Source organism: Cupriavidus sp. MEYA8 (assembly GCF_059278825.1).
Genome location: NZ_CM181222.1, coordinates 925,078 through 937,707, shown reverse-complemented (window position 1 = coordinate 937,707; position 12,630 = coordinate 925,078). Strand labels below are relative to the sequence as shown.

Sequence of the window (12,630 nt, the reverse complement as noted above, 5' to 3'; positions counted from 1 at the left end):
AGCTTTTATGAGCACTGAACTGAAGACCCGCCTCGCCCAGATTAACAAGCAGTTCGCCGCGCTCGCGCAGGCCCAGCCCGCGGCCATGAGCGCATTCCAGGGCCTGATGAAGGCCGCCACGCAGGAAGGCAGCCTGCCGGCCGCGGTCAAGGAACTGGTCGCGGTCGCGCTGGCTGTGCAGAAGGGCTGCGACGACTGCGTGCTGTTCCACACGGCACAGGCGTTGCGCCACGGCGCCACGCGCGATCAACTGGCCGAAGTACTGGCGCTCAATATCGAGATGGGCGGCGGCCCGGGCGCGATGTATGCGTCGAAGGCGCTGGCCTATTTCGATGCGCTCAACGGTTAGCCTTGCTAGACTCGGCCTATCGTTACCCGACCGGCCAAGACCGCTGCCGCGCCATGCCTTTTGAGTTCGTCGAGCCCGCGCCTGCCGGCCAGCCGCATGCGGATCCGCTGCAGGACGAACTGGCCTTGCTCGAGTTCGCCGCGCAGGGCCGGCAGGTCGCGCAACTGTGGGAAGCGCCACTGTCGCTGGTGGTGCCGCGTACCTATCAGCGGCATGCCGGCTTCGAGGCGGCGCGCGCCGAGTTCGCCCGGCAAGGCTGTCCGGTGTTCCTGCGCATGTCGGGCGGGGGACTGGTGCCGCAAGGCCCGGGCATCCTCAACCTGAGCCTGGCCTATAGCGTCGGCCAGCCGCCGGGTGCGCTCAGCGATGGGGTCTACCTGCACCTGTGCGATGTCATCGGCAAGGGGCTGCTGGCGCTGTGCGTGCCGACCCATTGGCAGGCGGTGGCCGGCTCGTTCTGCGACGGCCGCTTCAATCTCGCGTGGGGACCGCCGGAGGCGGCCCGCAAGATCGCCGGCACCGCGCAGTACTGGCGGCGCGCGCCGGCGGCCATGCAGTCGCCGGATGGGCAACGGCACCTGGTCCTGGCGCATGCGGTGCTGCTGGTAAGTGCCGACCCGGCGCAGATCAACGCGCGCGCCAATGCCTTCGAGGCAGCGATCGACAGCGGGCGCCACTATGATCCGCGCAAGGTGGTCAGCGTGCGCGAGGCGCTGCAGGCGCAGGGGCGCGCCGCCGCCGACGGGGCCGAACTGATGGCGCAGGTATCGCAGGTACTGAGGCACAGTGCCGCGCAGACGCCCCCGCCGGCCTAGTTGGCAGGCAGGAAGCGGATGTCGCCATACCAGGCGCGGGCGGCACTGTGGGTGTTGTCGGTATCGGTGATGATGCCGTACGCCTTGAGCGGGCCCGGTTGCTCATGGAACACCCGTTCGTAGTCCTGCACGACGTTACGGCGCAGGCTTTGCCATTTACCGGCATCGCCTTGCGCGCCAGAGACGACGATCATCTGCACGCGGCCGGTATGCGGGTTGGGGATGACGCTGCCCGGCTAAGTTCTTCACCGGCGAGACTCTTGGCGATCTGCATCGCCGCGCGGTCACCTAGCGAGAGCTTGCTCGTGTCGCCCTCGAAGAAGAACACCAGCCGGGCCGGCGCATCCTCATGGGCGCCGTCGCTATTGTCCGCACCGGGAATCGGGCCTTGCGCCTTCCAGCGCCACGCCACCACGGGCGTGCGTGAGAGATTCACATCGCCCGCGTGCAGCAGCGCCGAGGCTGAGTGTTCGGCGTCGGCCTGCAGCACCGTGGCGCGGCCGTCGGCCACCAGCTGATAGCTGGTTTGCGCCTTGCCGTTGGCCACCGGTAAATTCTTCCAGCCATCTGGCAGCGCTGCTCCCGGCTTGAGCGCGGACACCGATAGTCCGGGCTGTTCGTCCGCGGCCTGAACGGCAAGCTGCGGCAGCAGCAGCGCGGCACACAAGGCGAGGCGCAGGGCAGGCGTGGCACTCATGGTCGATCCGGGAGGGAATATGGCCACGGGGCGTGACGCAAGGCTCGTGCCCATCACCATGCGCATCACGCACCGGCCGCACAAAAAAATTGCGGCCCACGTGGGGCCGCCAATCGGGAATGCGAGGAGGTCAGTTTCCTCAAGAAGCGTTATCGACGCCAGACGGCGTCGCAAGACCCCACTTCGGTGGGGCGTATGCATCACAGTTTGCGAGGCGGGCAATCGTTCAGGCGATAAGGCAGGAGCCATGCGGATCCGGTTCTGCCGCTGCCTTGATCCTGCGGACATTGGCTTCCAGTTCGGCATGGGCGGTGTCAAGCCATCCCACGCGATGGCGCACGGGATCCTTCGGCGACAGGTCGCTGACGGACAGCTCGCGCAGGAAATAGCGCACCATGCTGCCGGCTCGTGCGGGTACCGGCATCATGCCCAGCAACTGGTCGCGCGCAATCAGCCGCCGGCTGACGGCATGCCGGAGCCCGGCCCAGGCGGTGCGGCCCAGCGCGATATAGAAAGCGTCGGTGCGTATCTGCCGGACGGTGCCGAGAAACTGGTTTTCGAAGACTTCGCGAAGCATGGGCGCCGCCATCAGATCTTCGAAGGGGCCGTCGAAGGCGAGCCCGCGCCGGGTAGTGGCATGCGGCAGCAAGGCCAGCGGCTGCAGCCGCTCGAAGCCTTCGTTCCACAGCGCCGCGGCATGTGGCAGGCGGACCAGCTCGGGTACGCGGAAGTGGTCGAGCATGCGGATCAGGTTTGGCCGAATCAGCTTGCCGCCCAGTTCCACCCGACGCTTGTTCTCGCGCTGGATCACGCGGCCCGGCGCATGGCTGCGCAGCAGCTCCTCGGTCACGGACGCTGCCAGCCGCACATGGGCATGGCCCGGGGTGGTGCTGACGAGCACCAGCTGCGCCTGCGTGTTCAGGTATTCGCACGGCACGTAGTGCATGGCGTACGTACCGTCTTGCCCAACCAGGACGGGTCTGGCGATGACGCCGGTGGCGCCCCCAAGCCGTACCTGAGAGCAATACGCTTCAATAAAGTTGGTCAAGGACTCCCCCGCTCGCGACGCTTCTGGATGCGCTTTTTTCTTGTTCTGCTTTTCGATCATGGTAAGCCGGCGCTGCATCGCAGACAAAGTGCGCGGTGCCGGATTAGCCTGAATACGACGCAACCTTCGTTGGACAGCCAACATACTGCCGGCGGCGTCCCCCGATCGGGTGGGCGTAGCGGCATTAGCCGCACAGTAGCCCGGGGCCGGCGTCAGGACGATGACATTCCGATGCATGCGAGCGCGTCAGCGGCTCTGGATTGAGGGTACGAGCGGGAAGAAAAAACCGGACACGAAGCGTGTCCGGTAACCCATTTGCTGACTCAGGTCGTGTCAGAACCCGAGGTCGCAAATGATAACGATTATCATTTTCTGCGGCAACAGGAGCCGGTTCTCAGCCGATCGATGTCTCGATAGCGATCTGTCCGGACAGCGTCTTGTGTACCGGGCAACGGTTGGCGACCCGCAGGAGGTCATCCAGGATCTGGGGCGTCAGTTCACCACTGACCTTGACCTCGCGCTTCAGCGAATAGGTGCCGTTGGATTCTTCATGGACGATCGACACGTCGATCCTGGCGATGGCGTAGCCCTTGCGCTTGGCATAGAGCTGCAGCGTCAGGGTAGTGCAAGCGGCCAGCGCGGAGTCGAGCAAGTCGTGGGGGCTGGGGTAGCTGGTATCGCCGCCCGCCGAGGCATCCAGGTCGGCCTGCCATTTGGCGGTACCGTTGCTCAGGTGGCAGATGGTGTTGCCCTGGCTCGGCTGCCAGGTCGCTTGGATAGTCATCGATCGTCCCCATCTAATAAGAGAAGGCGGCCCGGCGGGCCGGAGCAGTCATTCTATACAGGGCGTTGCAGGCTGTTCAAAGCGGTGGCAGCTGCACTTTTGCTGCGGTTTCGGAGTTTTCCGAAAAAGTGCTTGCCAACCCTGGCACGCTCACTTAATATTCGCCCCCTCGCAACACAACGCGGCGCTGCAAGGCAGACGCAGCAAGGGTTGCGGGGTCGACCGCAAGGTTGGCGCAGCGAAGTTGGCAGCGCTGGCCGCAGCAAAAAAAGATTGCTGCAACGGTTGACGAAACGAAGAAAGCTCTGCATAATCTCGTTTCTCTGCTGCAGACAACGCAGCGCGCTGAACGGCAAAGCCGGGAAGCGAAGTTCTTTAACAAACAAACAACCGATAAGTGTGGGCGCTGGGTAGCGGACGCCGCTGTCTTCGGACAGTGTTGCTTCACAAGTTATACAGTGCTCGCACAGCAAAACGTGACTGGGTCTTCGGATCTGGTCAGTCAGTTTTCTGAGAGTGAGCGACCGCTCGAAAGAGCGAGGGTCTTCGGACCCACACAGAGATTGAACTGAAGAGTTTGATCCTGGCTCAGATTGAACGCTGGCGGCATGCCTTACACATGCAAGTCGAACGGCAGCACGGGCTTCGGCCTGGTGGCGAGTGGCGAACGGGTGAGTAATACATCGGAACGTGCCCTGTAGTGGGGGATAACTAGTCGAAAGATTAGCTAATACCGCATACGACCTGAGGGTGAAAGCGGGGGACCGTAAGGCCTCGCGCTACAGGAGCGGCCGATGTCTGATTAGCTAGTTGGTGGGGTAAGAGCCTACCAAGGCGACGATCAGTAGCTGGTCTGAGAGGACGATCAGCCACACTGGGACTGAGACACGGCCCAGACTCCTACGGGAGGCAGCAGTGGGGAATTTTGGACAATGGGGGCAACCCTGATCCAGCAATGCCGCGTGTGTGAAGAAGGCCTTCGGGTTGTAAAGCACTTTTGTCCGGAAAGAAATCGCGCTGGTTAATACCTGGCGTGGATGACGGTACCGGAAGAATAAGCACCGGCTAACTACGTGCCAGCAGCCGCGGTAATACGTAGGGTGCGAGCGTTAATCGGAATTACTGGGCGTAAAGCGTGCGCAGGCGGTTTGATAAGACAGGCGTGAAATCCCCGAGCTTAACTTGGGAATGGCGCTTGTGACTGTCAGGCTAGAGTATGTCAGAGGGGGGTAGAATTCCACGTGTAGCAGTGAAATGCGTAGAGATGTGGAGGAATACCGATGGCGAAGGCAGCCCCCTGGGACGTCACTGACGCTCATGCACGAAAGCGTGGGGAGCAAACAGGATTAGATACCCTGGTAGTCCACGCCCTAAACGATGTCAACTAGTTGTTGGGGATTCATTTCTTCAGTAACGTAGCTAACGCGTGAAGTTGACCGCCTGGGGAGTACGGTCGCAAGATTAAAACTCAAAGGAATTGACGGGGACCCGCACAAGCGGTGGATGATGTGGATTAATTCGATGCAACGCGAAAAACCTTACCTACCCTTGACATGCCACTAACGAAGCAGAGATGCCTTAGGTGCCCGAAAGGGAAAGTGGACACAGGTGCTGCATGGCTGTCGTCAGCTCGTGTCGTGAGATGTTGGGTTAAGTCCCGCAACGAGCGCAACCCTTGTCTCTAGTTGCTACGCAAGAGCACTCTAGAGAGACTGCCGGTGACAAACCGGAGGAAGGTGGGGATGACGTCAAGTCCTCATGGCCCTTATGGGTAGGGCTTCACACGTCATACAATGGTGCGTACAGAGGGTTGCCAACCCGCGAGGGGGAGCTAATCCCAGAAAACGCATCGTAGTCCGGATCGTAGTCTGCAACTCGACTACGTGAAGCTGGAATCGCTAGTAATCGCGGATCAGCATGCCGCGGTGAATACGTTCCCGGGTCTTGTACACACCGCCCGTCACACCATGGGAGTGGGTTTTGCCAGAAGTAGTTAGCCTAACCGCAAGGAGGGCGATTACCACGGCAGGGTTCATGACTGGGGTGAAGTCGTAACAAGGTAGCCGTATCGGAAGGTGCGGCTGGATCACCTCCTTTCCAGAGGCTTGTGTCTCAAGCCTAGCGTTCACACTTATCGGTTTGTTTGCTGTTACAGCCAAGGGTCTGTAGCTCAGGTGGTTAGAGCACCGTCTTGATAAGGCGGGGTCGTAGGTTCAAGTCCTACCAGACCCACCAAGTTATCCGAGGGGGGATTAGCTCAGCTGGGAGAGCACCTGCTTTGCAAGCAGGGGGTCGTCGGTTCGATCCCGTCATCCTCCACCACTGCCTGGTAACTTTGGTTGGCCGCCAAATGCAAGCGCTTAAGAATTGAGCGTTTGCATTTGGCATTGCCAAGCGATCGCAAGATCGGCTGTTCTTTAACAATATGGGATGTAGTAAAGGTGTCGCGCGAGCGTTGATGAGACGCTGCAGTAGCAAACGCGATACCGGGTTGTGATTGTATCAACCAAAATGTATTTAAAGTGATCGAAAGATGACTTGGAATACGGCACAAATGCGAGAACTCAACCTGTAGTGAGCGGTGTCATGAGCGCAAGCTTGAGACACACTTGTTATAGGGTCAAGCGAACAAGTGCATGTGGTGGATGCCTTGGCGATCACAGGCGATGAAGGACGCGGTAGCCTGCGAAAAGCTTCGGGGAGCTGGCAAACAAGCTTTGATCCGGAGATGTCCGAATGGGGAAACCCGGCCCGTATGGGTCATCCCACACTGAATCCATAGGTGTGGGAAGCGAACGCGGCGAACTGAAACATCTAAGTAGCTGCAGGAACAGAAATCAACCGAGATTCCCAAAGTAGTGGCGAACGAAATGGGAAGAGCCTTGTACTCTTTAGCAGTGTTGTTAGCAGAACGGGATGGAAAGCCCGGCCCTAGCAGGTGATAGCCCTGTATGCGAAAACAGCGTTGTGGAACTAGGTGTACGACAAGTAGGGCGGGACACGTGAAATCCTGTCTGAAGATGGGGGGACCATCCTCCAAGGCTAAATACTCGTGATCGACCGATAGTGAACCAGTACCGTGAGGGAAAGGCGAAAAGAACCCCGGGAGGGGAGTGAAATAGATCCTGAAACCGCATGCATACAAACAGTCGGAGCCTGGAAACGGGTGACGGCGTACCTTTTGTATAATGGGTCAGCGACTTACATTCAGTGGCAAGCTTAACCGATTAGGGCAGGCGTAGCGAAAGCGAGTCCGAACAGGGCGTTGAGTCGCTGGGTGTAGACCCGAAACCAGATGATCTATCCATGGCCAGGTTGAAGGTGCGGTAACACGTACTGGAGGACCGAACCCACTAACGTTGAAAAGTTAGGGGATGAGCTGTGGATAGGGGTGAAAGGCTAAACAAATCTGGAAATAGCTGGTTCTCTCCGAAAACTATTTAGGTAGTGCCTCGTGTCTCACCTTCGGGGTAGAGCACTGTCATGGTTGGGGGGTCTATTGCTGATTACCCCGCCATAGCAAACTCCGAATACCGAAGAGTGCAATCACGGGAGACAGACATCGGGTGCTAACGTCCGGTGTCAAGAGGGAAACAACCCAGACCGCCAGCTAAGGTCCCCAAATATAGCTAAGTGGGAAACGAAGTGGGAAGGCTAAAACAGTCAGGAGGTTGGCTTAGAAGCAGCCACCCTTTAAAGAAAGCGTAATAGCTCACTGATCGAGTCGTCCTGCGCGGAAGATGTAACGGGGCTAAGCTATATACCGAAGCTGCGGACGCACGCAAGTGCGTGGTAGGAGAGCGTTCTGTAAGCCTGTGAAGGTGTCTTGTAAAGGATGCTGGAGGTATCAGAAGTGCGAATGCTGACATGAGTAGCGATAAAGGGGGTGAAAGGCCCCCTCGCCGTAAGCCCAAGGTTTCCTACGCAACGTTCATCGGCGTAGGGTGAGTCGGCCCCTAAGGCGAGGCAGAGATGCGTAGCTGATGGGAAGCAGGTTAATATTCCTGCACCGTCGTATGATGCGATGGGGGGACGGATCGCGGAAGGTTGTCCGGGTGTTGGAAGTCCCGGTCCCTGCATTGGAGAAGGCGCTCAGGCAAATCCGGGCGCGGGATTCAAGGATGTGGGGCGAGCGGCCTAGTGCTGCGAAGCAATTGGAAGTGGTTCCAAGAAAAGCCTCTAAGCTTCAGTCATACGAGACCGTACCGCAAACCGACACAGGTGGGCGAGATGAGTATTCTAAGGCGCTTGAGAGAACTCGGGAGAAGGAACTCGGCAAATTGGTACCGTAACTTCGGGATAAGGTACGCCCTGGTAGCTTGACTGGCCTGCGCCAGAAGGGTGAAGGGGTTGCAATAAAATGGTGGCTGCGACTGTTTAATAAAAACACAGCACTCTGCAAACACGAAAGTGGACGTATAGGGTGTGACGCCTGCCCGGTGCCGGAAGATTAAATGATGGGGTGCAAGCTCTTGATTGAAGTCCCGGTAAACGGCGGCCGTAACTATAACGGTCCTAAGGTAGCGAAATTCCTTGTCGGGTAAGTTCCGACCTGCACGAATGGCGTAACGATGGCCACACTGTCTCCTCCCGAGACTCAGCGAAGTTGAAGTGTTTGTGATGATGCAATCTCCCCGCGGCTAGACGGAAAGACCCCATGAACCTTTACTGTAGCTTTGCATTGGACTTTGAACCGATCTGTGTAGGATAGGTGGGAGGCTTTGAAGCGTGGACGCCAGTTCACGTGGAGCCGTCCTTGAAATACCACCCTGGTTTGTTTGAGGTTCTAACCTTGGCCCGTGAATCCGGGTCGGGGACAGTGCATGGTAGGCAGTTTGACTGGGGCGGTCTCCTCCCAAAGTGTAACGGAGGAGTTCGAAGGTACGCTTGGTACGGTCGGACATCGTACCTAAAGTGCAATGGCAAAAGCGTGCTTAACTGCGAGACCGACAAGTCGAGCAGGTGCGAAAGCAGGACATAGTGATCCGGTGGTTCTGAATGGAAGGGCCATCGCTCAACGGATAAAAGGTACTCTGGGGATAACAGGCTGATACCGCCCAAGAGTTCATATCGACGGCGGTGTTTGGCACCTCGATGTCGGCTCATCTCATCCTGGGGCTGTAGCCGGTCCCAAGGGTATGGCTGTTCGCCATTTAAAGAGGTACGTGAGCTGGGTTTAAAACGTCGTGAGACAGTTTGGTCCCTATCTGCCGTGGGCGTTGGAATCTTGACGGGGGCTGCTCCTAGTACGAGAGGACCGGAGTGGACGTACCGCTGGTGTACCTGTTGTCTCGCCAGAGGCATCGCAGGGTAGCTATGTACGGAAGAGATAACCGCTGAAAGCATCTAAGCGGGAAACTCGCCTGAAGATGAGGATTCCCTGGAGGCTTGACCTCCTTGAAGGGTCGTTCGAGACCAGGACGTTGATAGGCTGGGTGTGGAAGCGCAGTAATGCGTTAAGCTAACCAGTACTAATTGCCCGTAAGGCTTGATCCTATAACCAGTGTGTTTCACCTGGTGTGTGTGATCGTGTCTGTGCCAGATACGCACAACCCCAACTACATCCCGATTCGTGACGCTGGCTTGAACCCCAGCGCCACAACCCCTCATGCCTGGTGACCATAGCGAGCTGGAACCACCCCTTCCCATCCCGAACAGGACCGTGAAACAGCTCCGCGCCGATGATAGTGCGGATTACCCGTGTGAAAGTAGGTCATCGCCAGGCTCTTATTGTGCAAAACCCCTCGACAGCATGTGCTGCGAGGGGTTTTTGCTTTTTGCGGCTTCGAGTTTATCAGCGGTTTATCGGCTCGCTTAGACCTTTCATTCCATGTCAGACGACTGCGCCTGGTATCTCTACCTGCTCGAATGCACCGGTGACTCGATCTATACCGGGATCACCACCGACGTCGATCGGCGCTTTGCGGAGCATCTGTCGGGAAAGGGGGCCAAATATACGCGTTCGCGCAAGCCCATCCGGGTCATGGTGCGGCTTCGTTTTGAAACCAAATCGGAAGCATTGAAGGCGGAAATCGAGATCAAGCGGATGAGTGCGGCGCAGAAGCGCGCGTTCTGTGCGCAGCACGAAGACCCAAAATAAAAACGGCCAGGACCGCTAGGCGATCCTGGCCGTTTTGTCTGGGCGCGGAATCAGACGACCGTCAGCGTCACGTCGATATTGCCGCGGGTGGCATTCGAATACGGGCAAACCTGGTGAGCCTGCTCCACCAGTTTCTCCGCCGCTTCGCGTTCGAAGCCCGGCAGCGAAATCTTCAGCTCGACCTGGATGCCGAAACCTTGCGGAATCGGCCCGATGCCGACGGCGCCTTCGATCGAAGCCTCTGCCGGTACATTGATTTTTTGCTGGCCGGCCACGTACCGGATCGCGCCCAGGAAGCAGGCCGAGTAGCCAGCGGCAAACAGCTGTTCCGGGTTCAGGCCGTTGCCGGCGCCGCCCATTTCCTTGGGCACTGCCAGCTTGACGTCGAGTTGGCTATCGGAGGTTGTGGCCCGGCCATCGCGGCCGCCGGTTGCTTTGGCATGGGCGGTATAAACGACTTTTTCGAGTTTCATTTAAGGCTCCGTTTGGTTGCCCGCAGGGGCGTATCAAGGCTTGCCGTCGTGCGGCGGTGGGAAATCGGTACGCGCTGCTTCCAGCGTGGACCGCAGTGCATGCAGGCGCTGCGTCAGGGCCTGGATTTCTTCGACCGGGCACTGCGTGGCGCACAACATCTGTTCAGGAATACGTTCGGCTGCATCGCGCAGGGCCCGACCGGCCTCGGTCACGCGCACCAGTACCCGGCGCTCGTCGCCGGTATCGCGGTTGCGGGTAACCAGGCCGGTGGCTTCCAGCCGCTTCAACAACGGTGTCAGCGTGCCGGAATCCAGCGCAAGGCGACCACCCAGTTCCGATACCGTCAGCGTTTCAGTCTCCCACAATACAAGCATCACCAGGTATTGCGGATAAGTGAGTCCAAGCTCACCAAGCATGGGCTTGTACAGCTTGGTCATCGCAAGCGACGTCGAATACAGGGCAAAGCATAGTTGCCGATCGAGCAGCAGCCAATTCGAGGTGTCATCGTTGTCGCGTTCCATGCCGATATATTATACGCAATTGAATTGTGTGCAACATAAATTTGTCACCTGCGCTAAAAGTGATAATCAAGGCACTCGTAACCTTAAGCCTGTTTTAAGTCTCGGTCGTTAGCATGATCCCGTCGCGTCGCAAAGTGCCGACGCCAGATCTTCTACGTAAGGACCCTGACATGATTCGCCAGACCATTGCTCGCACGGCCGTCGGTATTGCGGCCCTCGCCGCCCTGGGCGGCGGGTATGCCTACCTGCAGAAGGAAGTCGTCACGCCCGGATACGCTGCTCCCATGCCGACGCCCCTCGCAGCCACGCAGCCAGCGGCCGCCGTGGCCACGCCGGCGGACTTCTCCGGCATCGTTGCGCAATATGGACCCGCCGTGGTCAATATCAGCGTGACCGCGCGCGCCCAACGCACCGCCGCGCAGATGCCGCCCGGGATCGATCCCGACGATCCGCTGTTCCAGTTCTTCAAGCGCTTCGGCCCTCAGTTCCAGGGCCCGCAAGGTGGCCAGCAGCAACTGGTGCGCGGCCTGGGCTCCGGCTTTATCGTCAGCCCTGACGGCCTGATCCTGACCAATGCGCACGTCGTCGACGGCGCGCAGGAGGTGACCGTCAAGCTCACCGACCGTCGCGAATTCAAGGCCAAGGTATTGGGCACGGATCCGCAGACCGATGTGGCGGTGATCCGCATCGATGCCAAGAACCTGCCGACGGTTCGCTTGGGCGATCCCTCGCAGGTGCGCGTCGGCGAGCCCGTGCTGGCCATCGGTTCGCCGTACGGCTTCGAGAACACCGTGACTGCCGGCATCGTCAGCGCCAAGTCGCGCTCGCTGCCTGACGATACCTACGTGCCGTTCATCCAGACCGACGTGGCCGTCAACCCGGGCAACTCGGGCGGCCCGCTGTTCAACCAGCGTGGCGAGGTGATCGGCATCAACGCGCAGATCTACAGCCAGACCGGTGGCTACCAGGGCTTGTCGTTCGCGATCCCGATAGACGTGGCCACCAAGGTCCAGCAGCAGCTGGTGGCGACCGGCAAGGTCACGCGCGGCCGCCTCGGCATCAGCGTGCAGGAAGTCAACCAGGCGCTGGCGCAATCGTTCGGCTTGTCCAAGCCGACCGGCGCGCTGGTCAACTCGGTCGAGCCGGACAGTCCCGCAGCGCGAGCCGGCCTGAAGCCGGGCGACGTGATCGTGCAGCTGGGCAACGACGTGATCGACCATTCGGGCGACCTGCCCGAGCATGTGGCCGACCTCAAGCCCGGCACGCAAAGCTCGCTGAAGATCATCCGCAAGGGCGAGCCGATGACCTTGTCGGTGAAAATCGGCACGGCCAAGGACCAGGCGGTGGCGCAGAAGGGCGGCACCAACGAGGCCAGCGGCCGGCTCGGGCTGGCGGTGCGTCCGCTGTCGCCGGCAGAAAAGCGCGACAGCGGCATCGAAGGCGGCCTGGTGGTCGAAGGCGTGGCCGGGCCAGCGGCGCGGGTTGGCATCCAGCCGGGCGACGTGATCCTGTCGCTCAACGGCACGCCGATCACTTCGGCCGAGCAGCTGAAAGCGCTGGTGGCAAAGTCCGGCAAGCAGGTGGCGCTGCTGGTGCAGCGCGACGATGCCCGCATCTTTATTCCGCTCGATATCGGCTGACACCGGGCGCGCCGGCGCTACCCGCTAATCGTTAACAGACAAGGCTTTTGGGTTAACGCGGGCCGTATACCTCGACCGGTATACGGCCCGCTAAGCCTTATGGGAAGCGGCATTCCGCACAACCAATTACTTACAGAAGGCGCGCCAACAGGTATTATCTCGACTGCGATGCACGAAGCATGCGGCGGTAGCCCCCGCCGGC

General features: G+C 59.6%; 8 protein-coding genes, 2 tRNA genes, 3 rRNA genes and 1 pseudogene. 9 read left to right on the top strand and 5 right to left on the bottom strand.

Annotated elements, in window-relative coordinates; translation table 11 throughout:
- The first annotated feature begins 7 nt into the window (after positions 1-7).
- Both AC5WJ1_RS21420 and AC5WJ1_RS21415 read left to right on the top strand, forming a co-directional pair.
- The gene (locus AC5WJ1_RS21420; RefSeq protein ID WP_133097053.1) at positions 8-349 is read left to right on the top strand and encodes a carboxymuconolactone decarboxylase family protein; all 342 of its coding nucleotides are present in this window, start codon (positions 8-10) and stop codon (positions 347-349) included.
- 53 nt (positions 350-402) lie between these two features.
- Positions 403-1,164, top strand: coding sequence for a lipoyl protein ligase domain-containing protein (locus AC5WJ1_RS21415; protein WP_133097052.1), 762 nt, complete (start codon positions 403-405; stop codon positions 1,162-1,164).
- On the opposite strand, the pseudogene AC5WJ1_RS21410 reads toward AC5WJ1_RS21415, so the two are convergent.
- The 3 genes and pseudogenes from AC5WJ1_RS21410 to AC5WJ1_RS21400 form a co-directional block, all read right to left on the bottom strand.
- A pseudogene (locus AC5WJ1_RS21410) lies at positions 1,161-1,861 on the bottom strand (DUF3047 domain-containing protein). The gene AC5WJ1_RS21415 and the pseudogene AC5WJ1_RS21410 sit on opposite strands and share 4 nt — an antisense overlap.
- 226 nt (positions 1,862-2,087) lie before the next feature.
- Positions 2,088-2,909 (bottom strand): hypothetical protein, encoded by an 822-nt coding sequence (locus AC5WJ1_RS21405; RefSeq protein WP_135703442.1) that lies wholly within the window; start codon positions 2,907-2,909, stop codon positions 2,088-2,090.
- A 394-nt stretch (positions 2,910-3,303) separates the two neighbouring features.
- On the bottom strand, positions 3,304-3,693 hold the full coding sequence (locus tag AC5WJ1_RS21400) for an OsmC family protein (protein ID WP_135703443.1): 390 nt from the start codon (positions 3,691-3,693) through the stop codon (positions 3,304-3,306).
- Positions 3,694-4,258: 565 nt separating this feature from the next.
- On the opposite strand from AC5WJ1_RS21400, the gene AC5WJ1_RS21395 reads away from it, so the two are divergent.
- From AC5WJ1_RS21395 to AC5WJ1_RS21370, 6 genes are all read left to right on the top strand, one after another.
- A 16S ribosomal RNA gene (locus AC5WJ1_RS21395) occupies positions 4,259-5,790 on the top strand.
- 62 nt (positions 5,791-5,852) lie between these two features.
- Positions 5,853-5,928: transfer RNA gene (locus tag AC5WJ1_RS21390), tRNA-Ile, on the top strand.
- Between the two features lie 11 nt (positions 5,929-5,939).
- Positions 5,940-6,015: transfer RNA gene (locus tag AC5WJ1_RS21385), tRNA-Ala, on the top strand.
- A 296-nt stretch (positions 6,016-6,311) separates the two neighbouring features.
- Positions 6,312-9,189 (top strand): 23S ribosomal RNA (locus tag AC5WJ1_RS21380).
- Between the two features lie 115 nt (positions 9,190-9,304).
- Positions 9,305-9,418, top strand: a 5S ribosomal RNA gene (gene rrf / locus AC5WJ1_RS21375).
- The 16S, 23S and 5S rRNA genes sit together here with 2 tRNA genes alongside, the layout of an rRNA operon.
- Before the next feature lie 105 nt (positions 9,419-9,523).
- Entirely contained in the window at positions 9,524-9,793 is a 270-nt protein-coding gene (locus tag AC5WJ1_RS21370; protein WP_063241085.1) for a GIY-YIG nuclease family protein, read from the top strand.
- A gap of 50 nt (positions 9,794-9,843) precedes the next feature.
- Here the strand turns inward: AC5WJ1_RS21370 and AC5WJ1_RS21365 are convergent, their stop codons facing one another.
- Complete coding sequence (locus AC5WJ1_RS21365; protein ID WP_133097912.1) at positions 9,844-10,266, bottom strand: organic hydroperoxide resistance protein; 423 nt, start codon at positions 10,264-10,266, stop codon at positions 9,844-9,846.
- Positions 10,267-10,299: 33 nt separating this feature from the next.
- Positions 10,300-10,788, bottom strand: coding sequence for a MarR family winged helix-turn-helix transcriptional regulator (locus AC5WJ1_RS21360; RefSeq protein ID WP_135703444.1), 489 nt, complete (start codon positions 10,786-10,788; stop codon positions 10,300-10,302).
- Positions 10,789-10,958: 170 nt separating this feature from the next.
- On the opposite strand from AC5WJ1_RS21360, the gene AC5WJ1_RS21355 reads away from it, so the two are divergent.
- Entirely contained in the window at positions 10,959-12,428 is a 1,470-nt protein-coding gene (locus AC5WJ1_RS21355) for a DegQ family serine endoprotease (protein WP_135703445.1), read from the top strand.
- Positions 12,429-12,630 lie beyond the last annotated feature (202 nt).

Coding starts and splice junctions, on each gene's coding strand:
- AC5WJ1_RS21360 (WP_135703444.1), bottom strand. CDS start 10,788: ATGGAACGCGACAACGATGACACCTCGAATTGGCTGCTGCTCGATCGG.
- AC5WJ1_RS21370 (WP_063241085.1), top strand. CDS start 9,524: ATGTCAGACGACTGCGCCTGGTATCTCTACCTGCTCGAATGCACCGGT.
- AC5WJ1_RS21355 (WP_135703445.1), top strand. CDS start 10,959: ATGATTCGCCAGACCATTGCTCGCACGGCCGTCGGTATTGCGGCCCTC.
- AC5WJ1_RS21415 (WP_133097052.1), top strand. CDS start 403: ATGCCTTTTGAGTTCGTCGAGCCCGCGCCTGCCGGCCAGCCGCATGCG.
- AC5WJ1_RS21400 (WP_135703443.1), bottom strand. CDS start 3,693: ATGACTATCCAAGCGACCTGGCAGCCGAGCCAGGGCAACACCATCTGC.
- AC5WJ1_RS21365 (WP_133097912.1), bottom strand. CDS start 10,266: ATGAAACTCGAAAAAGTCGTTTATACCGCCCATGCCAAAGCAACCGGC.
- AC5WJ1_RS21420 (WP_133097053.1), top strand. CDS start 8: ATGAGCACTGAACTGAAGACCCGCCTCGCCCAGATTAACAAGCAGTTC.